General features: G+C 71.4%; 19 protein-coding genes. 11 read left to right on the plus strand and 8 right to left on the minus strand.

The annotated features are described in order from the left end of the window. The first annotated feature begins 50 nt into the window (after window positions 1-50). The 6 genes from T9R20_RS05460 (at window position 51) to T9R20_RS05485 (ending at window position 5,422) form a co-directional block, all read left to right on the plus strand. Complete coding sequence (locus T9R20_RS05460; protein WP_322411526.1) at window positions 51-440, plus strand: TOBE domain-containing protein; 390 nt, start codon at window positions 51-53, stop codon at window positions 438-440. After that, on the plus strand, window positions 440-1,261 hold the full coding sequence (modA, locus tag T9R20_RS05465; protein WP_322411527.1) for a molybdate ABC transporter substrate-binding protein: 822 nt from the start codon (window positions 440-442) through the stop codon (window positions 1,259-1,261). The genes T9R20_RS05460 and modA overlap by 1 nt, the downstream gene beginning before the upstream one ends. After that, the gene (locus tag T9R20_RS05470) at window positions 1,258-2,085 is read left to right on the plus strand and encodes an ABC transporter permease (RefSeq protein ID WP_322411528.1); all 828 of its coding nucleotides are present in this window, start codon (window positions 1,258-1,260) and stop codon (window positions 2,083-2,085) included. Before modA ends, T9R20_RS05470 begins: the two co-directional genes overlap by 4 nt. After that, complete coding sequence (locus T9R20_RS05475) at window positions 2,082-3,158, plus strand: ABC transporter ATP-binding protein (protein WP_322411529.1); 1,077 nt, start codon at window positions 2,082-2,084, stop codon at window positions 3,156-3,158. The genes T9R20_RS05470 and T9R20_RS05475 overlap by 4 nt, the downstream gene beginning before the upstream one ends. A gap of 63 nt (window positions 3,159-3,221) precedes the next feature. Next, complete coding sequence (locus T9R20_RS05480; RefSeq protein ID WP_322411530.1) at window positions 3,222-3,821, plus strand: GNAT family N-acetyltransferase; 600 nt, start codon at window positions 3,222-3,224, stop codon at window positions 3,819-3,821. Between the two features lie 35 nt (window positions 3,822-3,856). Beyond that, window positions 3,857-5,422, plus strand: coding sequence for an SDR family oxidoreductase (locus T9R20_RS05485; RefSeq protein ID WP_322411532.1), 1,566 nt, complete (start codon window positions 3,857-3,859; stop codon window positions 5,420-5,422). A gap of 31 nt (window positions 5,423-5,453) precedes the next feature. Here the strand turns inward: T9R20_RS05485 and T9R20_RS05490 are convergent, their stop codons facing one another. The 5 genes from T9R20_RS05490 to T9R20_RS05510 all read right to left on the minus strand — a co-directional run bounded on the left by T9R20_RS05490 (window position 5,454) and on the right by T9R20_RS05510 (window position 11,935). Continuing rightward, window positions 5,454-5,678: a hypothetical protein gene (locus tag T9R20_RS05490; protein ID WP_322411533.1), complete on the minus strand. Its 225-nt coding sequence runs from the start codon at window positions 5,676-5,678 to the stop codon at window positions 5,454-5,456. 409 nt (window positions 5,679-6,087) lie between these two features. Continuing rightward, window positions 6,088-7,800: a thiol reductant ABC exporter subunit CydC gene (gene cydC, locus T9R20_RS05495; protein ID WP_322411534.1), complete on the minus strand. Its 1,713-nt coding sequence runs from the start codon at window positions 7,798-7,800 to the stop codon at window positions 6,088-6,090. Next, window positions 7,787-9,457, minus strand: a complete 1,671-nt coding sequence (gene cydD, locus T9R20_RS05500) for a thiol reductant ABC exporter subunit CydD (protein ID WP_322411535.1) — start codon at window positions 9,455-9,457, stop codon at window positions 7,787-7,789. Before cydD ends, cydC begins: the two co-directional genes overlap by 14 nt. Window positions 9,458-9,467: 10 nt before the next feature. Next, window positions 9,468-10,502 carry a cytochrome d ubiquinol oxidase subunit II gene (gene cydB, locus T9R20_RS05505; RefSeq protein ID WP_322411536.1) on the minus strand — a complete coding sequence of 345 codons (1,035 nt, stop codon included), beginning with the start codon at window positions 10,500-10,502 and terminating at the stop codon, window positions 9,468-9,470. Window positions 10,503-10,516: 14 nt separating this feature from the next. Beyond that, window positions 10,517-11,935, minus strand: a complete 1,419-nt coding sequence (locus tag T9R20_RS05510) for a cytochrome ubiquinol oxidase subunit I (RefSeq protein ID WP_322411537.1) — start codon at window positions 11,933-11,935, stop codon at window positions 10,517-10,519. A 135-nt stretch (window positions 11,936-12,070) separates the two neighbouring features. Between T9R20_RS05510 and T9R20_RS05515 the strand changes: the two genes are divergently transcribed. Then, complete coding sequence (locus tag T9R20_RS05515) at window positions 12,071-13,567, plus strand: L-serine ammonia-lyase, iron-sulfur-dependent, subunit alpha (RefSeq protein WP_322411538.1); 1,497 nt, start codon at window positions 12,071-12,073, stop codon at window positions 13,565-13,567. A 349-nt stretch (window positions 13,568-13,916) separates the two neighbouring features. On the opposite strand, the gene T9R20_RS05520 is transcribed toward T9R20_RS05515, so the two are convergent. Beyond that, window positions 13,917-14,876: a hypothetical protein gene (locus T9R20_RS05520; RefSeq protein ID WP_322411539.1), complete on the minus strand. Its 960-nt coding sequence runs from the start codon at window positions 14,874-14,876 to the stop codon at window positions 13,917-13,919. Window positions 14,877-15,027: 151 nt separating this feature from the next. Between T9R20_RS05520 and moaA the strand changes: the two genes are divergently transcribed. Together moaA and fdhD are read left to right on the plus strand one after the other, a co-directional pair. Next, window positions 15,028-16,113, plus strand: coding sequence for a GTP 3',8-cyclase MoaA (gene moaA / locus T9R20_RS05525; protein ID WP_416182948.1), 1,086 nt, complete (start codon window positions 15,028-15,030; stop codon window positions 16,111-16,113). A gap of 1 nt (window position 16,114) precedes the next feature. Further along, window positions 16,115-16,999, plus strand: a complete 885-nt coding sequence (fdhD, locus tag T9R20_RS05530) for a formate dehydrogenase accessory sulfurtransferase FdhD (protein ID WP_322411541.1) — start codon at window positions 16,115-16,117, stop codon at window positions 16,997-16,999. A 21-nt stretch (window positions 17,000-17,020) separates the two neighbouring features. Here fdhD and T9R20_RS05535 read toward each other — a convergent pair whose 3' ends face one another. Continuing rightward, on the minus strand, window positions 17,021-17,902 hold the full coding sequence (locus T9R20_RS05535; protein ID WP_322411542.1) for a manganese catalase family protein: 882 nt from the start codon (window positions 17,900-17,902) through the stop codon (window positions 17,021-17,023). A 196-nt stretch (window positions 17,903-18,098) separates the two neighbouring features. Here T9R20_RS05535 and T9R20_RS05540 point away from each other — a divergent pair, with 196 nt between their 5' ends. Beyond that, entirely contained in the window at window positions 18,099-19,238 is a 1,140-nt protein-coding gene (locus T9R20_RS05540) for a zinc-dependent alcohol dehydrogenase (RefSeq protein ID WP_322411543.1), read from the plus strand. 33 nt (window positions 19,239-19,271) lie between these two features. Beyond that, the gene (locus T9R20_RS05545; protein ID WP_322411544.1) at window positions 19,272-19,856 is read left to right on the plus strand and encodes a hypothetical protein; all 585 of its coding nucleotides are present in this window, start codon (window positions 19,272-19,274) and stop codon (window positions 19,854-19,856) included. Here T9R20_RS05545 and T9R20_RS05550 read toward each other — a convergent pair whose 3' ends face one another. Continuing rightward, on the minus strand, window positions 19,857-20,813 hold the full coding sequence (locus T9R20_RS05550) for a hypothetical protein (RefSeq protein WP_322411545.1): 957 nt from the start codon (window positions 20,811-20,813) through the stop codon (window positions 19,857-19,859). Between the last annotated feature and the right edge of the window lie 278 nt (window positions 20,814-21,091).

A 21,091-nucleotide genomic window follows, 5' to 3' on the forward strand; every position in this document is an offset into this window, starting at 1 on the left:
CCGTCACCACCACGGCCGGGATCCGCCTTTGCGGAGATATGATGCATGTTATGCCGAGTTTTCGGATCTCCGACGCCGCTGCCCTCCTCGGGGTCAGCGATGACACCGTCCGCCGCTGGATCGACCAGGGCACCCTCGAGACCACGGGTGCGGCGCCCGCGGAGATCTCCGGTGAGGCTCTCGCCGCACAGGCCCTCGCGATGGCGAAGCAGACGGGTGACCCCACCGGGGTCGCATCCAGTGCCCGCAATCGCTTCGTCGGCCTGGTCACCCGCGTCCAGCGTGACGGGGTGATGGCGCAGGTCGACATCCAGTCGGGCCCCCACCGCGTGGTCTCGCTGATGTCGTCCGAAGCGCTCACCGACCTCGGGCTCGAGGTCGGGTCGCTCGCGGTGGCGTCGGTGAAGGCCACGACGGTGACGGTCGAGGTGCCGCGCTGATGGGTGCTCCCCGATCGCATCCGCCCGAGCCGGGCCGGCCGGTCTCTCGCGTCACCGCTCTCGTGCTGGCGGCATCCCTCGCCCTCATCACCGGCTGCGCCGGAACCTCCGCATCGACGGGATCGCCCTCGGATGCGTCGGGCGAGGCGCTCACGGGCAGCCTCACCGTGTACGCGGCCGCCTCGCTGCAGGGGGCCTTCGACGAGCTCCTGACGGTCTTCGCCGAGGAGAATCCGGAGGTCACGGTGCGGCCGCTCGTCACCGACGGCTCGTCGGCGCTGGCGACCCAGATCATCGAGGGGGCGCCGGCCGATGTGTTCGCCAGCGCCGACGAGCGCACCATGCAGCAGACCGTCGACGCCGGGGCCACGTCGGAGCCGGTGCTCTTCGCGGCGAACACCCTCGTGCTCATCACGCCGGCGGCGAACCCGGCCGGCATCGAACGGCTCGCCGATCTCACCGACGCGACCGTGGTGCTGTGCGAGCCCGACGTGCCGTGCGGCGCCGCCTCGGCGTCGCTGCTCGAGCGCGCGGGCGTCGCGGTCACCCCGGCGAGTCTGGAGCAGAACGTCACCGCGGTGCTGACGAAGGTCGCGGCGGGCGAGGCGGATGCGGGCCTGGTCTATGCCACAGACGCCCTCGGCCGCGACGACGTCGAGGTGATCGTGCCCGAGGGCGCCGTCGACGTCGTCAACCTCTACCCGATCGCCGCGACCACCGCGGCCGCGTCCGACGACGTCGCCCGTGCCTTCATCGCCCTCGTCACCGGACCCGAGGGTCAGCGCGTCCTCGCCGACGCGGGATTCGCGCCCCCACCGTGACCCCCGGCCGGCGCTCCCTCCGGATCGCGGCCCCGTCCCCCGGGGTGCCGCCGATCCTCGCTGTCCCGGCCGTTCTCGGCCTCGCCCTGCTCGTCGTGCCGCTGGCGGCGCTGGTCTCACGGGCGGAGTGGTCGACGCTCTGGACGGACGTGACCTCGCCCCCGGCGCTGTCGGCTCTCGTGCTCTCGCTGCAGACCGGCGTCGCGGCCACGGTCCTGTGCATCGTCCTGGGCATCCCGCTCGCCCTCGTCATCGCCCGCGCCTCGGCGCGCACCGCCGCCGTGCTGCGCGCGGTCGTCACCGTGCCGCTGGTCCTCCCGCCGATGGTGGGGGGAGTGGCGCTGCTGTTCCTCTTCGGGCGCAACGGCTGGCTGGGCCCGGTTCTGGATGCCGCCGGCATCCGACTGCCCTTCACCACCGCCGCCGTCGTCCTGGCGCAAGCCTTCGTCGCGCTGCCCTTCCTCGTCCTCGCGCTGGAAGGGTCGCTGCGCGCGATCGGAAGCCGGTTCGAAGAGGCGGCGGGCTCGCTCGGCGCCGGTCGCTGGACGATCCTCGCCCGGATCACCCTGCCGCTGGCAGCACCGGGCCTGGTCGCCGGTGTCATCCTCTGCTTCGCCCGTGCCGTGGGAGAGTTCGGCGCGACGGCGCTGTTCGCCGGGAACGCGCCCGGGGTGACCCAGACCATGCCGCTGGCGATCTACAGCGCGTTCAACGGCGCGGGCGTGACGCAGGGCACCGGGGTGGCGCTCTCGCTCCTGCTCCTGGCTACCGCGCTCCTCGTCCTCCTCCTCGTGCGGGCGTGGCGACCGGGGAGCCTGCGGTGACCGCCGGGCGGCTCGAGATCGACATCGTCGACCAGGCGCGCGGCGACATCCGGCTGTCGGTGTCGTTCGTCGCCGAGCCGGGCGAGGTCGTGGGCATCATGGGCCCGAGCGGGGCGGGGAAGTCCACGCTCCTCGGGGTGATCGCCGGCACCGTGCGCCTGGAGTCGGGGAGCATCCTCCGCGACGGGCAGGTGCTGTCGGCGCCCGGGCGTCTCGTCTCCGCCGCCGCTCGAGGGGTGGTCCTGCTCGGTCAGGATCCGCGGCTCTTCCCGCATCTCTCCGCTGTCGAGAACATCGCGTTCGGGCCGCGAGCGCAGCGGGTTCCGCGTGCGAAAGCCCGTTCCGACGCGGCATCCTGGCTCGCCAGGGTGGGTCTTGCGGGGTTCGGCGACCGTCTGCCGGCCGAGCTCTCGGGGGGCCAGCAGCAGCGGGTCGCCCTCGCGCGAGCCCTCGCGACCGACCCCGCGGTGCTGCTGCTGGACGAGCCATTCACCTCGCTCGATCCCGTCACCGCCGACGACCTGCGCGCGGTGCTGCACGATCAGCTCGCCGCCACGGGTGTCACCGCCGTCGTCGTCACTCACGACGCCTTGGATGCCGCGGTCCTGGCAGACACGCTGATCGTCCTCGAGGCGGGACGTGTCAGTCAGCGCGGCGCCACCCGGGAGGTTCTCGCCACTCCGGCAACGGGGTTCGTCGCGCGGATCGCGGGTCTGAACCGCGTCGAGGGTGTCGCGCGGAACGGGGCGTGGGAGCGATCCGGTCGCCGGGTGGTCCCCGCCGACGCCGCTTCCCGCGACGTGCTGGCCGCGTCGACGGGGCGACCGGTGCGGGCGGTGTTCCGTCCGTCCGCCGCGGCGATCTCCCCTCGTCAGGGTGGGGCCGGGGCGGCCGAGGCGAACGGGTGGCCGGCACGGATCGTGCGGCACGAGGCGACGCCGGCGGGCGTCCGCCTGCACACCGACGAACCCCCGCTCTTCGTCGACGCCGACCTGTCCGACGCCGCGCGATTTCCCGTCGGTGCGGAGGTCACCGTCTCGATCGATGCCGCAGCGGTGCGCGTGACCCTATGACCCTGGAAACCTGTGACCCCGTGCCGGGTGAGGACGGTGGACCGGGCGGCGTAGACTCCCCGCGTGCCGCGCCTTCGCCCGTTCCGATCCGGTGACGAACCCGCGCTCGCCGAGATCTGCCTGCGCACCGCCGACGAGGGTGCTGACGCGACGGGCATGCTGGGCGACGATGCCCTCTGGGCGGAGCTGTTCGTGCTGCCCTACGTCGCGCGCCATCCCGATCTGGCGTGGGTCGTCGAGACCGACGACGGACACGTCGCGGGCTACGTCGTCGGGACCGACGACACCGCGGCGTTCGAGGAGTGGTTCGCGCGTGACTGGTGGCCGCGGTCCGCGTCGCGCGAGCCCCGTCCGGCGGAGTCGGTCGGACGCCACGCCGAGCTGCTGCGATACGCGGCCTCGCGCGGCACGGGCCCGCACCGGTACGCCGAGGAGTATCCCGCGCACCTCCACATCGACCTCCTTCCCGAGGTGCAGGGGCAGGGGTGGGGACGCCGGCTCGTCGGATCCCTCGTCGCCCGGCTGCGGGAGCGCGGCACCCCGGGGCTTCACCTCGTCGCCTCGGCCGGCAACACCGGGGCGGTGGCGTTCTACCGACGCCTGGGCTTCGATCCGCTGGCGTCCGAGCCGGGCGAGCAGGCCTTCGGGATGCGTCTGGACTGACCTCCACCCCCTCCGGCGGGGGTAGCCTCGCTGGCATGGACGACCTCTCCGCTCCGACCGGTCGCGAAGCGGCGCTCGTCGCCGTCCCCCGCGCTGACGGCACCGCCCCGCGGGCGCTCGTCCTCGGCGCGACGGGCTACATCGGCGGACGGCTGGTGCCGCGTCTGCTCAATGCGGGCTACCGCGTGAGGGTCCTCGCGCGCGACGCTCGCCGGGTGGCGGCGTTCGCCTGGGGAGACCGGGTCGAGATCGTGTCGGGGGATGCCGCCGACGCGGCCGTGATGGCCGACGCGGCCGCCGACGTCGACGTCCTGTACTACCTCGTGCATTCGATGTCGGCCGGTCGCGGGTTCGAGAGCGCCGACCGGGAGGCCGCGGAGACCGTGGCTCGTGCCGCCGCCGAGGCGGGCGTCCCGCGTCTGGTGTACCTCGGCGGCCTCCACCCCGACGGCGTGCCGCTCTCGGCGCATCTGCGCTCCCGGGTGGAGGTCGGCGAGGTGTTCCTCGACAGCGGCGTGCCCACCCTCGTCCTCCAGGCGGGCGTCGTGATCGGCTCGGGCTCGGCCTCGTTCGAGATGGTCCGCCATCTCACCGACGTGCTTCCGTACATGCCGGCACCGCGGTGGGTGCGCAACCGCATCCAGCCGATCGCGGTGCGCGACGTGCTGCACTACCTCCTCGGCGCGGCGCGGGTCGCCCCCGACGTCAACCGGGCCGTCGACATCGGGGGCCCGGACGTGCTGCGGTACGGCCAGATGATGAACGGCTACGCGCTCGAGGCCGGGCTTCCGCAGCGGGCCATCGCCGCGCTGCCGGTGCTCACCCCCCGGCTCGCCTCGCACTGGGTGAACCTCGTCACCCCCATCCCACGCTCGATCGCGCGCCCGCTGGTGGAGTCGCTCCAGAACGAGTGCGTCATGAAGAACCGCGACGTGGACGCCCTCATCCCGCGCCCCGAAGGCGGGTTGATGCCCTACCGGGAGGCGGTCGCCCGTGCACTCGGACGCGTGGCGGAGGATGCCATCGAGACGAGCTGGCAGGACGCCGAAGTGCTCGGCGTTCCGAGCGACCCGCTGCCGAGCGACCCGAACTGGGCGGGAAAGGCGGTCTTCGTCGACGAGCGATCCGCTCACACCACCGCCCCCGCGGAGGCGCTGTGGCAGGTCATCGAGGGGATCGGCGGCGAGAACGGGTGGTATTCCTCACCGGTGCTCTGGGCGATCCGCGGGTGGATGGACCGCGTCGTCGGGGGAATCGGGCTCGCCCGCGGACGGCGCAGCCGCGCGCGCCTGGTCGTGGGCGACGCTCTGGACTTCTGGCGGGTCGAGGCCATCGAACCGGGGAGCTTCCTGCGCCTGCGCGCCGAGATGAAGGTGCCGGGGCTGGCCTGGCTCGAGCTGCGGGCGCGGCCCGAGGCCGAGGGCTCGCGCTACGAGCAGCGCGCCGTCTTCTTCCCGCACGGGCTGTCGGGCCGGCTCTACTGGTTCGCGGTGCTGCCCTTCCACGGCTTCATCTTCGCGGGCATGGCCAATCGCATCGCCGCGGCTGCCGAGACCGTCGTCGGCAGCAGCGCCCGACCGACGGTGACCTCGCCCGCCTGACCGGTCGCGGACGGACGGCGCCGGACGCCCGTCAGATGCAGAGGGGTTCGCCCAGGTCCACCCGGGTGCCGTCGATGGTGAGGCGCCCCTCGGCGCACAGCAGGGTGTCGGGCGTGGGGCGGACGACGAGCGTCGTGTAGGCGCCCTGCACGTCGTGCTCGGTCGCCTCCTGGCGGTCGGGTCCGTCGGGGGCGGTCTCGGGGTAGATCGCGATCGTGACGGTGTTCCCCTCGCCGAGCCCGTCGTAGCGGGTCACGCGCCCCCAGCCCGCCTGGCAGTTGTCCGACCACACGATCTCGAGGAGAGAGTGTCCTCGGCGGGGCTCTCGTCGTCGTCTGCAGCCATCTATCCCTCTGTCATCCTCTCCCAGTGCCCCGCACCTCTGACGTGTATATCGCATCCGTATGGTGCCGTCGATTCGTGGCGAAGCCCCGCGCAGACGGGGCGGTGAGGGTCCGGACTGGATCGGATCGGACGTTTCCGGTCGCCGGAACGTGCGGAGCAATGCTTCACTGGCCAGGCGCGGTGCCGCGGCCGGGGGAGCCGAAGGCCACGTTGCGCGTCGCCCTCCGCGGCCGACCCGATCGGCCGTACGGCGGTGACGTGCCGGGCGGGCGCGCGGTGCGGGGGAGCCGTGTCGCGCGCCCGGCGGAACACCTGCCCGGCTATCGGGGCGTCGTGACCGCGTTCGGGACGACGGTGCTGGCCTTGACGACGGTGCCGGCGTCGAGGCGCACGACGCGATCGACCTCGCTTCGGGGGACGTCGGCGTGCGAGATGAGGATCACCGCCTGCTCGGGCCCGACGGCCGCCAGGAGGTCGCGGAGCAGCACGTCGGCCGCCGCCGCGTCGACGCCGGCGGTCGGCTCGTCGAGGATGAGGACGGGGAAGCCGCGCAGGAGCGCCCTCGCCAGCGAGAGACGCTGCGCCTGGCCGCCGGAGACCCAGGCGCCTCGCTCGCCCACCCGGGCGTCCAGTCCGCCGCGTCGGCGCACCCACTCGGCCAGCCCCACCCGCTCGAGCGTCCGCTCAAGCTGCGCATCGCTGGCCGTCGGACGGGCGAAGAGCAGGTTCTGGCGGATGTCATCGTCGAAGAGCATCGGATGCTGCTCGACGAGACCGACCGTCCGGCGGACGTCGTCGGCCGAAAGCGCGGTGACCGGAACGCCACCGATGGTGTAGTCGCCGTCGGCGTCGAGGAAGCGCACGAGCACGTGCGCCAGCGTCGTCTTGCCGGCGCCGCTCGCCCCCGAGACCAGCACCCGCTCGCCCGGGGCGACGTCGAGGTCGACGCCGGAGAGCGCCGGGGATGCCGCGCCCGGCCACCGCGCCGACACACCCCTCAGCGAGAGGCCGGCACCCAGGAGCGGACCCGTCCCGGTGGGAAGGACGGTGTCGGATCCGAGCTCAGCCGGGATCGTGTGGGGAACCGCCTCGGCCACGCGGGTGGCCGCCGCGTGCACACGGCGCCACGCGGCCGCCGCCAGCGGCACCACCGTGAAGACCTCGAAGACCGCCATCGGAACGAGGACGACGACCGCCAGACCCGGCCCCGTCAGCGTCGCCACGGCGGGGGCGCTCACGAGTACGGCGGCGACCGAGGCGAGGCCCGCCGCGACCGACACCACGGCGGTGGTGGCCGCCTGGGCACCCGCGCGTCGGACGATGGCGCGACGGAGGGCACGGTCGGCGACGTCGATGCGGGTGCGGCTGGCCTCGGTCGCGCCGAAGGCGTGGAGGACATCGAGAGCCGAGAGATGATCCATCAGCGCCTCGGTGACCCGGGCGCGAAGCGGAGCGACGGCGCGCTCCGCCCGCGCTCCCGCCACCCAGCCCCACCCGGCGGCGGTGACGGCGGCGAGTGCGAGACAGACGAGGAGGGTGAGGGCGGCGGGCCACCACACCAGCCCGACCAGGACGACCGACAGCACCGCGACCAGCGCGGAGGACGCCAGCGGCTGGATGACCCGGAGCGGAAGGTCCTGCAGTTCGTCGACGTCGTCGACGAGTGCACCGAGCACCGAGCCGCTCCGGGTGCGGCTGAGTCCGTCGGGCGCCAGGGGCACGAGCCGGCGGACGAGGCCGGTGCGGGTGCGGACGAGCTGGCCGAGGGCGGCGTCGTGCCCGAACACGCGCTCGAGGTAGCGGGCGGTGGCACGGGAGAGGGCGAAGAAGCGCACGCCGACGACGGCCAGGGAGAGGTACAGCACCGCGGGCTGCTCGGCGGCGCGCACGATGAGCCACGCGCTGACGGCCAGGAGAGCCACGGCCGACGCCTCCGCAGCGAGCCCGGTCAGGATCGTCGGCACCAGTCGCCGGGCCGGCGGCAGTGCGCTGCGCAGGATGTCCCGCACGGTCGAGGCATCACGCTGCGACATGGAGGGCCTCCGCACCGTTCATCGTCACGACACGGTCGGCGATGCTGCGCGCGCTGGCGCGATGGGAGATGAGCAGCACCGCGGCGCCCTCGTCGGCGAGCGAGCGGATCGAGCGCCACAGCCGCTCCTCGGTCTCGGGGTCGAGGGCGGCGCTCGGCTCGTCGAGGGCGAGAAGGCGGGCTCCGGGGCCCTCAGGGTCGCGGAGCAGGCGGTAGATCGCCCGCGCCACGGCGACCCGCTGGCCCTGACCCCCCGACAGGCCCGCTCCGCGCACACCGAGCACGGTGCCTGGAGACACGCCGTCGGCGCAGGCGAGGCGGAGCGCCTGCCGGACCAGCGCGTCATCGGAGGCGGGGTCGCCGAGGGCGACGTTCTCCGCCACGCTCCCCTGGAGGAGCCCGGCGTCCTGGCCCCCCCACGCCAGCCAGTCCGCGGGAGTGAGCTCCCCGACATCCCGCCCCCGCCAGGTCGCGGTGCCGTCGGCTTCGGCCACCCGGCGCAGGGCCGCGAACACACTGCTCTTCCCCGCGCCGCTCGGACCGGCGAGGAGCGTGACGGTGCCCGGCTCCACGTCGAGGTCGACCGCCTCCAGATGCGCGTCGCCCCGCCGCACCCGGAGGTTCCGCAGGACGAGTCCGCGCCCCGGACGCGACTCCGCGGCATCCGGTCCGACCGCCTCGTCACCCGCCGCCGCCCGGTCTGCGGCGGCGTCGAGGACGTCGAACACCTCCTCTGTCGCCGCGACGCCCTCGGCCGCCGCGTGGAACTGCACGCCCACCTGCCGCAGCGGCAGGTACGCCTCGGGGGCGAGCAGGAGGACGAACAGGCCGATCGCGAGGGGCAGTGCCCCATCGAGGAGCCGGAACCCGATCGAGACGGCGACGATCGCGACGGCGATGCTGGCGAGGAACTCCAGGGCGAAGCCCGACAGGAACGACACCCGCAGCACGGTCATGGTCTCGCGGCGGTACCGACCGGTCGTCTCGCCGATCGCGTCGACGGCGCGCTCGTGGCGCTGATAGAGCCTCAGGGTGCCGAGGCCGCGCACCGTGTCGGCGAAGCGCGCGGCCAGTCGGCCGAGCGTCTCCCACTGCCGCCTCTGCACGCTGCGGGTCGCCAGACCGATCAGCACCATGAAGAGGGGGATGAGGGGGAGTGTCAGCGCGACGGTCAGCGCCGAGATCCAGTCCTGCCACCACATCACCGCGATGAGGATCGGTGTCGCCACGGCGGTGAGCACCAGCTGAGGCAGGTAGCGTCCGAAGTACGCCTCCATCGCCTCTAGGCCGCGGCCGGCGGTCACCGCCAGTCGGACGGTGTTCCGCTCGGCGAGCCACGCGGGTCCGAGCCGGTCGACGGCGGTGAGGACGGCCGTCCGCAGCTCCGACTGCGCACGGGCGGCCGCACGGGTCGCCGCGGCCTCCCGAGCCCACGCGAGCGCGGCACGCACGGCGACCACCACGACGAGGGCGGCGAGGACGGAGGCGAGCTCGGCCGCCGGCATCCCCTCGATCGCACCGACGATCGCCTGCGTGAGCAGCCAGGCGAAACCTACCACGACCAGGGTCTGAGCGAGGCCGATGACGACCAGGAGCGCGAAGAACGGGCGGGATGCTGCGGCGTAGCGCAGCAGCCGAGGGTCGACGGGACGGGCCATGACCGGGCCCTCAGTGGGCGGCCGCGGCGCCCGCGGTCTCGATGTGCCGCCGGGTGACGCGCGTGCGGAAGACCCAGTACGTCCAGCCCTGATACGCCAGGACCAGAGGCAGGAAGATCAGTGCCGCCCACGACATGATCGTGAGGGTGTAGTCGGTGCTCGAGGCGTTCTGGATCGTCAGGGTGAACGCGGGGTCGGTCGCCGAGGGCATCACGTTCGGGAAGAGCGAGAACCACAGGGTCCCCACGGCTCCGGCGACCGCACCCACACCGAAGGCGAAGGCGCGCCCCTCGCGGTCGCGGGCGTTGGCGATGATGCCGCCGAGGACGCAGACGGCGGCCGCCGCCGCGGCGATGAGGGCCGCGGGGAAGGCGGGCGCGCCCCCGGTCCAGGCATCGGCGAGGGTCCAGGCCAGGAAGACCCCGGCCACCCCGAGGGTCAGCACTCCGGCGCGGACGGCGAGGCGGCGGGCGCCGGCGTGCACCGGTCCATCGGTCTTCAGTGCGACGAAGGTGACCCCGTGGGTGAAGAAGAGCAGCAGGGTCGTCGCTCCGCCGAGGAGCGCGTAGGGGTTCAGCAGGTCGAGCAGGGTTCCGGTGAACTCGAAGTCCTGGTCGATCGGCACGCCGCGGACGATGTTCGCCACCGCGACACCCCAGAGGAATGCCGGGACCGCCGAGCCGACGACGATCATGAGGTCGAAGTGCCGCTTCCACCGGAGGTCGTCGCGCTGGTGGCGGTACTCGAACGACACCCCGCGCAGGATGAGGGCCAGGAGGATCAGCAGCAGCGGCAGGTAGAAGCCGCTGAACAGGGTCGCGTACCACTCGGGGAAGGCGGCGAACAGGCACGCGCCGGCGACGATCACCCAGGTCTCGTTGAGGTCCCACACCGGTCCGATGGTGTTGATGATCTGGCGACGCGAGGTCTCGTCGCGGCCGAGGAACGGCAGCGACATCCCGACGCCGAAATCGAAACCGTCCAGGACGAAGTAGCCGAGGAAGAGGAACCCGACGATCCAGAACCACAGGGAGGGGAGATCCATGATGCGCCTTTCGCCTAGTAGACCGTCGTCCGCGTCGCCCGTTCGGCGTGCTCGTCGTCAGCGCCGGGCGTGCCCGCGTCTGGCCCGTTCTGGGCGGCGCGGAGGATGAGGCCGAACTCCACGACGGCGAGGGTGGCGTAGATGAGCGTGAAGGCGATGAGGGAGATCAGCACCGTCCAGCCCGGGACGTTCGGCGAGACGCCGTCCTCGGTGAGCATGAGCCCGAACACGATCCACGGCTGGCGGCCCATCTCGGTGAACACCCATCCGACGAGGCTGCCGAGGAGGGGGAGGGGCGCCGACCAGATCGCGACCTTCCACATCCACGTCGACACCGGCCCGGTGGCCTTCTTGCGGGTGACCCACAGTCCCGCGACGGCGATGAGGGCTGCGAGGCCGCCGAGGGCCATCATCCAACGGAACGACCAGTACGTCACCCACACGATCGGGCGGTAGTCGACGCCGGCGCCGAACTGCTCGGTGTACAGCGCCTGCAGGTCGTTCAGGCCCTCGACGCATCCGTCGAGACTGTGGGTGGACAGCAGCGACAGCAGGTACGGGACGCGCAGCGACCAGATCTCCTCCGTGCCGTCGGGGGTGCCGATGGAGAAGAGCGAGAACGAGGCGTCGGCGCCGCAGGCTGAGTCCCACATCGCCTCGGCGGCGGCCATCTTCATCGGCTGGGTCGCCACCATGACCAGGCTCAGCTGGTCGCCGCTGACGGCCACACCGACGAACGAGGCGATGACGAACCACAGACCGAAGCGCAGCGACGACCGCATCGTGTCGAGGTGCTGCCCCCGCGAGAGGTGCCACGCCGAGACCGCGACGACGACCGTGCCGGCGAACATCCACGCGGCGAAGATCGTGTGCGGGAAGGCGGCGAGGACGACGGGGTTGGTCAGCACGGCTCCGATGTCGATCAGCTCGGCGCGGCCGCCGTCGGTGGCGAGCTGGTAGCCGACGGGGTTCTGCATGAAGGCGTTGGCGGCGAGGATGAAGTACGCCGACAGGGTCGATCCGAGAACGACCATCCAGATCGAGGCGAGGTGCAGCAGACGCGGCAGTCGGTCCCAGCCGAAGATCCACAGGCCGACGAAGGTCGCTTCGAAGAAGAAGGCCATCAGGCCCTCGAAGGCGAGCGGGGCGCCGAAGACGTCGCCGACGAAGCGGGAGTAGGCCGACCAGTTCATTCCGAACTGGAACTCCTGCACGATCCCTGTCACGACGCCCATCGCGAAGTTGATGAGGAAGATCTTCCCGAATAGGCGGGTCAGGTGCAGCCACTTCACGTTCCCGGTGCGGTGCCAGACCGTCTGGAAGATCGCCACCACGAGCACGAGCCCGAGGGTGAGCGGCACGAAGAGGTAGTGGTAAAGGGTGGTGAGCCCGAATTGCCACCGCGCCAGCAGCAGCGGGTCGAGGAGGTCCACGTCAGCTCTCCGATCTGCGATCACGGCCTTCGAGACCGAGCGTACGCTGTGGTCTGACCACACACCGGAGGGGTGTCTCGACGTCGAGCGGATGTGTCTCGACGTCGAGCGAGAGGCGCGGCGTACGGTAGACGGGTGAACGCCTACATCTCGGCGTTCGAGCTGTTCTCCATCGGTGTAGGACCCTCGAGCTCCCACACGGTCGGCCCCATGCGGGCAGCCGCGGACTTCGCTCGACGGCTGCGCGACGGCGGAACGCTCGATCGCGTCATCCGCATCTCCTGCACGCTGTTCGGCTCGCTCGGGGCCACCGGGCTCGGTCACGGGACACCCGACGCCGTGGTCGCGGGGTTGCGGGGCTTCGATCCCGAGACGGTGGATCCGGATGCCGTGCGGGCGGCGTGGGCGCAGTGGCCCGCCGGTGCGCTGCTCGAGGTGGCGGGGACGCACCCGATCGCGTTCTCGAAGGACGACGTCGTCTTCGCTCCGCGGACGCGGCTGCCGGGGCATCCCAATGCCCTCACGCTCGAGGCGTGGGATGCACAGGGGGCATCGGTGCTCTCCGAGACCTACCTCTCGGTCGGGGGCGGGTTCATCCGCCGGGAAGGGGCCGACGAGGAGGTCGCGGCGGTGGCGTTCCCCCTCGCGTACGCGAGCGCGGCGGAACTCATCGCGCTCTGCGACGAGCACGGCATCACGATCGCCGAGCTCGCGCGGCGCAACGAGGAGGCGCTGCGCTCGCCGGACGAGATCGCCGCGGGACTGGATGCCATCTGGGACGCCATGGCGGGGAGCGTGGCGGCGGGACTTCACACCGAAGGCGTCCTTCCCGGGATGCTGCGGGTCACGCGCCGCGCGGCGCTGATCCGGGTGCAGCTCGAGGAGGCCGAATCATCGGGGCACCGGGAGCTCCCCGGGGAGTGGCTCGGCGCGTTCGCGCTCGCCGTGAACGAGGAGAACGCCGCCGGCGGCCGGGTCGTCACCGCGCCGACCAACGGTGCCGCAGGGATCCTCCCGGCCGTGGCGATGTACTGGTGGCGCTTCCTGTCGGACTCGGGGCTCGGCGTGGGGAACGCCGTCACGCCGTGGGGAGAGCTCGTGGGAAGTGCGCTGCTCGGGTTCGGGTCGGGTCGTCCCGCGGGCGGGCCGGGCGAGGGCGATGACCCGGTCTTCGTCGCCGAGGCCAACAGGCGGCGCGGGATCCGCCGCTTCCTCCTCACCGCGACGGCGCTCGGGTCGCTGTTCAAGGCCAACGCGTCGATCTCGGGGGCCGAGGGCGGATGCCAGGCCGAGGTCGGATCTGCGTGCGCGATGGCCGCGGGAGGGCTGACGGCGGTGATGGGCGGCACGACACGGCAGATCGAGAACGCCGCCGAGATCGCCATGGAGCATCACCTGGGCCTCACCTGCGACCCGGTGGGCGGGCTCGTGCAGATCCCGTGCATCGAGCGGAACGCGATCGCGGCGTCGACCGCGGTGACGGCGGCCCGGCTGGCGCTCCGCGGCGACGGCTCGCACTTCGTCTCGCTCGACGCCGTGGTCGAGACGATGCGTCAGACGGGCATCGACATGTCGCACAAGTACAAGGAGACGAGCGAGGGCGGCCTCGCGGTCAACGTCATCGAGTGCTGAGCGCGCGGCGCTGCGGCGCTGGCGCGCGCCGCGCGCCGCAGGTGGCCCAATTCGGCCCCCTCGATCCCGGTGGCCCAAGTGGGCCACCTGTGGGTGCAAAAGCAACCCATCCGGTCACCTCGATCGGCCGGCTGCAGACGACGCAGGAAGGAGGTGGCACGCGTTGTCGCTTCCGACGGTCGATGAACGACGAACTCTGCCACCTCAGCCGGAACCGCCGCATCGGTGTGGCGGAAGTTGTCGTGGCGCGAGCCCCCGAACCACCACATGCGCCACCTCGATGTCGACCGGCAGTTCGGAGTGGCGTGAATGATCGTCAGCAGCGCCGCTCGGAGACAAAACCTGTCACCTAGCGGCCGGGTCGCCACCCGTGTCGAACCAGCGCATCCCGTACCATCGCGACCCCGCGCCGGGAGGCGCGGATGTGCGGCGAGGTGAGGCGCACGACATCCCACCCGAGGGCTGCGTAGGCGTTGTACTTCTCGATGTCGCGGATCCACTGTCGACGGTCCGTCCGGTGATGATCGCCCTCGATCTCCACGAGCGTGCGGTAGTCGCGATACGCGACCTCGGTGATCCCGATGAGCCGACCCTGCGGATCGCGGATCTCGACGTCGAGCTCCGGCTCCGGCAGCCCTTCCGCCGCCGCGTCGAGCCGGTACTCCGTCTCCAACGGTGAGGCGCTCCCCACCCTCACCAGCTCGACGGCCGCGCGAAGCCGTGAGATGCCGGGCCGCTGGCCGGCGGCGATCACGCGGCGCAGCTGCTCCGGCGTCGCCTGTCGCAACTCCGGAGCCGGAGCCCCGTGGGCCGTGCGAGGCACCCTCACGAACCAGTCACCGAGGACGAGTTCCCGCACCGACATCTCGCTACCCAGCATCGCCCAGCTCGAGGCGGGGGATGCCACGGGCAGGCCGGAATGCTCCATCACCGAGACCAGGTGCGCGGACACCTTCACGCCGACGACACCACGCCTGCGGGGCGCGCGGGCGGGGGATCGGACGCCGACAGTGATGTCGTCGCCGTGCTGGATAGGTGCGTCGAAGAGCACGGCGGCGGTGCGTCCGGCGAAAAAGCGATCTCGTCCCAGAAGAGGGACGAACCCTCGGACGGCTCTGAGCACCCGGTGACGCTCGACACTCCTAGGATCGGTGTCCGTCGCGACGTCGTCGTCGCGCATCATCCGGACCCCGTGGAATACCGGCTCCAGCCGTTTCGTGCGAAGTCTTCCGCGCGTCATGCCCGCCGAGAGGGCGTCGCCGCAGGTGAAGGCGTCGCCGAGTTCGTGGGTCAATCCCCATGCATCCATGCCACGACCGTGCCCGACGCCCGGGTTCGCCGAGAGCCGGCGGAGGCGACCGGTGGACAACACCCGGCACTCCATCCCTGGGGAGGAAGCGACACCCGACCTGTGCGGGACTACGCTCGAAGGATGACGACGCGGCGAGGGGGCGGCTGAGATGGTGGCCATCCCGGTGACCATCTCACCCGCGCGGTCGCGCCCGGACACGAGCCCCGATGCACACCCCGCCGCCGGCACGGTCGGCGATCCGCTCGTCGACACCCACGGCCGCGTGCACCGAGACCTCCGCATCTCGCTCACCGACCGCTGCTCCCTCCGCTGCACCTACTGCATGCCCGAGCAGGGCAACGAGTGGCTCGCGCGCACCAGCATCCTGACCCTCGACGAGATCGAGCGCGTCGCCCGCATCGCCGCCGCCGACGGCATCTCGACTTTCCGTCTCACCGGAGGCGAGCCGCTGCTGCGCCGCGACCTCCCCGAGGTCGTCGCGCGTCTCGCGGCCCTGCGCGGGCGGGACGGCGCTCCCGTGCAGATCGCGATGACCACGAACGGCATCGGACTGGGTGCCGCGCTCCCGGCCCTCATCGACGCCGGGCTCTCGCGCGTCAACATCTCCCTCGACACTCTTCGCCGCGACCGCTTCCGCGACCTGACCCGTCGCGACCGGCTCGCCGACGTCCTCGACGGCATCGACGCCGCGGCCGCCTCGGCGCTTCGTCCCCTCAAGATCAACGCCGTCGCCATGCGCGGCGTCAACGACGACGAACTGGTCGACCTGGTCGAGTTCGCCCTCGCCCGCGATGCGCAGCTGCGCTTCATCGAGCAGATGCCCCTCGACGCCGGCCACACCTGGGACCGCCAGCGCATGGTCACGCGCGACGAGATCCTCGCCACGCTCGCCACGCGCTGGGACCTCACTCCGGTCCCCGGTCGCGGTGGCGCGCCCGCAGAGCGCTTCCTCCTCGACGGCGGACCGGTGTCGGTGGGGATCATCGCCTCGGTGACCGCCCCGTTCTGCGGCGCCTGCGACCGGCTTCGCCTCACCGCCGACGGGCAGCTGCGCAACTGCCTGTTCTCCACGACGGAGTACGACCTGCTCCCGGTCCTGCGAGAGCCCGCGGCCAGTGATGACGCGATCGACCGGATGCTCCGCTCTTGCGTCCACGGCAAGCTCCCGGGTCACGCCATCAACGATCCGTCGTTCCTCCAGCCCGCGCGCGGCATGAACGCGATCGGCGGCTGAGGTGGGACGCATCACTGCGCGCCGACCGGTCACTCGCGTCACCATCGGCGGGGGAGAGGGAGGAGCGGATGCCGCGCGGCGGCGACCGGACGCCCTCGCCGTCGAGGAGCCCCTCGAGATCCGGGTGCGCGGCACGTCGCTGGCGGTCACCATGCGAACTCCCGGGCACGACGTCGAGCTCGCCGCGGGGTTCCTGTTGTCGGAGGGGGTGATCTCGCGCGGCGATCACTTCCGTTCGGCCATCCATTGCGGCGGGCCCGGCACAGCGGGGCCGCTCGGCGACGCGGGCTCTGCCGCCGACGGCAACACCTACAACGTGCTCGACGTCGCGCTCTCTCCCGATGTCCCTCCGCTGGATCCCGATCTGGCCCGGAACTTCTACACGACGAGCAGTTGCGGTCTGTGCGGAAAGGCGTCGATCGACGCGGTCCATACGGTGTCGACGTACGACGTCACCCTCGACGAGGCGACGGTGCCGGCGGCGACCCTGGCGGGTTTCCCCGATGAGCTCCGGCGGCAGCAGGATGCGTTCGACAAGACCGGCGGGCTCCACGCGGCCGCGCTCTTCGACGCCGCCACCGGTGACGCACTGGTTGTCCGAGAGGACGTCGGTCGGCACAACGCGGTGGACAAGGCAGTGGGGTGGGCGGTGCTGAACGACCGCCTTCCGCTCGCGGGCACCGTACTCCAGGTATCGGGCCGAGCGAGCTTCGAGCTCGTGCAGAAGGCCGTGATGGCGGGCATCCCGATCCTCGCGGCCGTCTCTGCCCCCTCGTCGCTCGCGGTCGAACTCGCGGAGGCGTCCGGCCTCACTCTCGTCGGATTCCTGCGGGGCGCGTCGATGAACATCTACACGCGCCCCGACAGGATCCTCCTCGACGACTGAGTGATACCAAGGGCAGCGGCGTCACTTGTGGCTGAGCTTGTCCTTCACCACTCCGGTCGCCTTGTCGACGATGTTGGGCTTGGGGTCCGTGCCGAACAGCCGCGGGTCGGGCTGGGTGGGAGGGGGCATCGGGGCTGAGGTGGTCGGTCCTTCGTGGTACGAGAACTCGCCCTTCCCGTCCGGTGTGGGGCCCGAAGCCCACGAACCTTCGGCAGCGGCTGCACCGTCGGAGAAGTTGAGGTACTGGTAGCTGACCTCTCGGTGCTCCTGCGACAACGGGAAGTTCATGGGGACGGGAAGGTCTTCGGTTCCCTCCTCGCGAAGCTCGGCAGCGGCGCGCAGCCACTGGTTCTGATGCATCGTGTCGCGAGCGAGGAGGAACGACAGCATCTTGCGCACACCGTGGTCGTCGGTCATGTTGTAGAGCCGGGCGACCTGCAGGCGGCCCTGCATCTCCGCGTTCGCGTTGGCGGTGAAGTCGGCGAGGAGGTTGCCGCTGGCGGTGACGTAAGAGCCCTGCCAGGGGTTGCCGTTGCTGTCGACGGGCCTGACGCCGGCCCCGGCGACGATGGCGTGCTGCACGTCCATCCCGCCGAGAACCGCCCCGAGGACGGGGTCCGATGCGGCGGCAGCCTCGGACTGCTCGACCGGGGCCTTCTCCAGGAGCTGGGCGATCATGATCGCGAGCATCTCGACGTGTCCGAACTCCTCCGCGCCGATCCCGTAGAGCAGGTCACGGTACTTTCCGGGAAGATGGCTGTTCCATGCCTGGAAGCCGTACTGCATCGCGACGGTGATCTCGCCGTACTGCCCTCCGAGCACCTCCTGAAGCCTTCGGGCATAGATCGCGTCGGGCTTGTCGGGCGTGGCGTCGAACTGCAGTTCCTGACGGTGAAAGAACATCTGGGGGCCCCTTTTCGGTCGTGTCCGAGCGACGCTAGGCGTCGCCTCGAGCCGCCGTCGTCGGGGTTGACAGACGACGGGAGGACTGCGACCCTCGTGCGCCCGCGATGCTAACGGGTTCCGCTGCATTGGCAACCCCCGTGTGGTGAGAGCGGGGCCTCGGGCAGGGTGAGAGATCGACCCGCGAGGAGACGCAATGAAAGCCATGACCTACCGCGGCCCGTACAAGATGCGGGTCGAGGAGAAGCAGGAGCCCCGGATCGAGCATCCCCAGGATGCGATCGTGAAGGTCGAGCTCGCCGCGATCTGCGGCTCGGATCTCCACCTCTACCACGGGATGATGCCCGACACCCGGATCGGTCACACCTTCGGTCATGAATTCATCGGCACCGTCCACGAGGTCGGCTCGGGCGTGGAGAAGCTGCAGGTGGGCGATCGCGTCATGGTTCCGTTCAACATCTACTGCGGCTCGTGCTTCTTCTGCGCGCGGGGGCTGTTCTCGAACTGCCACAACGTCAATCCCAACGCCACCGCGGTCGGCGGCATCTACGGCTACTCGCACACCACCGGCGGGTACGACGGAGGTCAGGCCGAGTTCGTGCGCGTTCCCTTCGCCGACGTCGGTCCGTGGGTCATTCCGTCCGACATTCACGACGAAGACGCGCTCCTGCTCACCGACGCCTACTCCACGGGCTATTTCGGAGCTCAGCTCGCGGACATCGTCGAAGGGGACACCGCCGTGGTGTTCGGCGCCGGCCCCGTGGGGCTCGCGGCTGCGCACTCAGCCTGGCTGATGGGCGCCGGCAGGGTGGTGGTGGTCGATCACCTCGACTACCGGCTCGACAAGGCCCGCTCCTACGCGCACGCCGAGACGGTCAATTTCGGGCAGGTCAATGACATCGTCCGGACCCTGAAGAAGATGACAGGCGGTCTCGGCGCGGACGTCGCGATCGATGCGGTCGGCGCCGAAGCCGACGGTCACGTTCTGCAGCACGTCACCTCGGCCAAGCTCAAGATGCAGGGCGGGTCGCCCGTGGCCCTCAACTGGGCGATCGATGGGGTGCGCAAGGGCGGAACGGTGTCGGTGGTCGGCGCATACGGACCGCTGTTCAGCGCGGTGAAGTTCGGGGATGCGATGAACAAGGGACTGACTCTTCGGATGAACCAGACCCCGGTCACGCGTCAGTGGCCTCGGCTGATCGAACACATCCGAGCCGGGTTCGTCTCTCCCCGTGATCTCGTCACCCATCGGTTCCCGCTGGAGGACATCGCCGAGGCGTATCACGTGTTCTCCGCGAAGCTCGACGGCTGCATCAAGACCGTCGTGAACGTCTGACCTCGCCCCGCCCACGCCCCAGGAGGAGAAGCAATGCCTTACACCGCCGCCAAGCCCGGTACCCAGCCGACGCCTGAGGAACTCCGTGGACGGATCCCCGGCTGGGGAGCCGACCTCGATCCCGCCGACCGGCCCGCCTTTCCCCGCGAAGTGCCCGGCATCGACACCGGCGCCCGGTGGGAGCTGCCCGATCCGCAACCCGTCGACGGGTACCGCGAGCGCTCCGTGGAGCACGAGCGGCTCACCCCTGTCTTCGGCACGGCGCAGCCGCTGCACGGACTGTCCGGATCGATACGCCGGTTCGCGTACGAGCGCTACAGCGAAGGTCAGACCGCGCACTGGCTCCTGCTCGTCGTGGGCGACCGTGTGGACGCCATCACGGCGCACCTTCGTTCCTTCGCCACGCTCCGGCCCGACGAGCCGATCACCCAATCGGGCATCCTTGGGGAGCGCGGTCGGCACCCCGTCGCATCCCGCCTCCGCCCCGGACGATCCGACGCCAAGCACACCTGGCTCGACCCGATCCTCGTCGTCGGTCCGTGGGTGCTCGCCGGTGTTCTGGCGGTCCGCCTGGGGCGGGCCGGGGTGCGCGCGGCGAACCGATCCGCCGCGGGGTGATCAGAGGAACGGGTAGGCCTCGTACACGGTGTCGGCGGGCAGCGGGGTGAAGAAGACCGCTTCGAAACGGGCGCTGCCGCCGTCGGCGGGGAGGCGCTCGACGTAGGTCGAGGTGCCGCCGATGATGGCTCCCCCCGGATCCCGGGCGACGACGGTGACCCCCACGAACTCCTGATCCACCGGGAACCGACCGGTGAGGGTCCCGGAGACCTCGGTGACATAGTCGTCGCCGGTCGCGGTCACCTCGCCGACCGAGAGCGTCCCCGCGCCGTTCGAGGGCTCGGCAACCGCGTCGGCGGGATCGGGACCGATGACCTCGAGAGCGGCGATGTCGTTCGGCCCGACCTCGTAGAACGACCCCGAGACGGCCACCTGACCGGGAAGCATCGTGATGTAGTCGGCCGAGCTGTCGAGGATCGTGCCGGAGGCGTCGATCGCCTCCGTGGTGATCTCGCCGAACTCGAACACCGCGTCGGGGTTGGGGTTGTCGAGGATCACGACGTACCACCACACCTCGGGATCGAGGGTGTCCTGGCCGAAGGCGGTCTCGACGACCTCGACCGGCTCGGCCGAGGCGACCCGGTCGCCGCCACCGGGCCCGAACGGATCGGTCACTCCGTCCTCGATCGTCTCGATGGTGGAGATCGTCGTGAAGACCGTTGCGACGATGGTCACCACGATCGCGGTGATCCCGCCCATCACCGAGACGATGATCGCGGCGATGCTGAGTCCGGCACCGCCCTGCGATTTCACCGCGAGCGCGATGATCGCCATCACCAACGCCGCGAACAGGATCGGCGCCGAAAGCCACCCGAAGAACGGGATGAAGGCGACAAGGAGACCCAGGATCGAGGCGACCAGCGCGATGATCGCGAGGATCTTGGGTCGCGAGTCCGGGCCGCCGGGCGGGGCGGAGGGCCCGGGGTAGGCGATGCCGGTCTGCGCATAGGGCGGCATCGGTGCACCGGGGTACGCGGGAGGCGCGGGGTACGCGCCCCCGGGGGGCGGGGCGTGATCGACCGGCACAGCAGAGGGGCCGGCCGGAGGCGCGAAATGACCGGCCGGGGCCGCGTAGTGACCGACCGGAGGGGCGTATCTCCCTGTCGGCTGCTGCCCGTCTTCTGAAGCCGGGTTCTGATCGGACATCGCTTCCCCTCCACACACCGGATGAGTGCCGTCGTGCTGCATTGCGCCGCCGCCGCTACACAGTAGCGAGGACCGCGGACAAGGCCCAA

It is taken from the genome of Microbacterium invictum (genome assembly GCF_034421375.1).
Lineage (GTDB): Bacteria > Actinomycetota > Actinomycetes > Actinomycetales > Microbacteriaceae > Microbacterium > Microbacterium invictum_A.

Bases quoted from the DNA above. Each gene is read 5' to 3' on its own strand.
- T9R20_RS05460 (WP_322411526.1), top strand. From the start codon at position 51: ATGCCGAGTTTTCGGATCTCCGACGCCGCTGCCCTCCTCGGGGTCAGC.
- modA (WP_322411527.1), top strand. From the start codon at position 440: ATGGGTGCTCCCCGATCGCATCCGCCCGAGCCGGGCCGGCCGGTCTCT.
- T9R20_RS05485 (WP_322411532.1), top strand. From the start codon at position 3,857: ATGGACGACCTCTCCGCTCCGACCGGTCGCGAAGCGGCGCTCGTCGCC.
- cydC (WP_322411534.1), bottom strand. From the start codon at position 7,800: ATGTCGCAGCGTGATGCCTCGACCGTGCGGGACATCCTGCGCAGCGCA.
- cydD (WP_322411535.1), bottom strand. From the start codon at position 9,457: ATGGCCCGTCCCGTCGACCCTCGGCTGCTGCGCTACGCCGCAGCATCC.
- cydB (WP_322411536.1), bottom strand. From the start codon at position 10,502: ATGGATCTCCCCTCCCTGTGGTTCTGGATCGTCGGGTTCCTCTTCCTC.
- T9R20_RS05520 (WP_322411539.1), bottom strand. From the start codon at position 14,876: ATGGATGCATGGGGATTGACCCACGAACTCGGCGACGCCTTCACCTGC.
- moaA (WP_416182948.1), top strand. From the start codon at position 15,028: ATGGTGGCCATCCCGGTGACCATCTCACCCGCGCGGTCGCGCCCGGAC.
- T9R20_RS05535 (WP_322411542.1), bottom strand. From the start codon at position 17,902: ATGTTCTTTCACCGTCAGGAACTGCAGTTCGACGCCACGCCCGACAAG.
- T9R20_RS05540 (WP_322411543.1), top strand. From the start codon at position 18,099: ATGAAAGCCATGACCTACCGCGGCCCGTACAAGATGCGGGTCGAGGAG.
- T9R20_RS05545 (WP_322411544.1), top strand. From the start codon at position 19,272: ATGCCTTACACCGCCGCCAAGCCCGGTACCCAGCCGACGCCTGAGGAA.
- T9R20_RS05550 (WP_322411545.1), bottom strand. From the start codon at position 20,813: ATGCCGCCCTATGCGCAGACCGGCATCGCCTACCCCGGGCCCTCCGCC.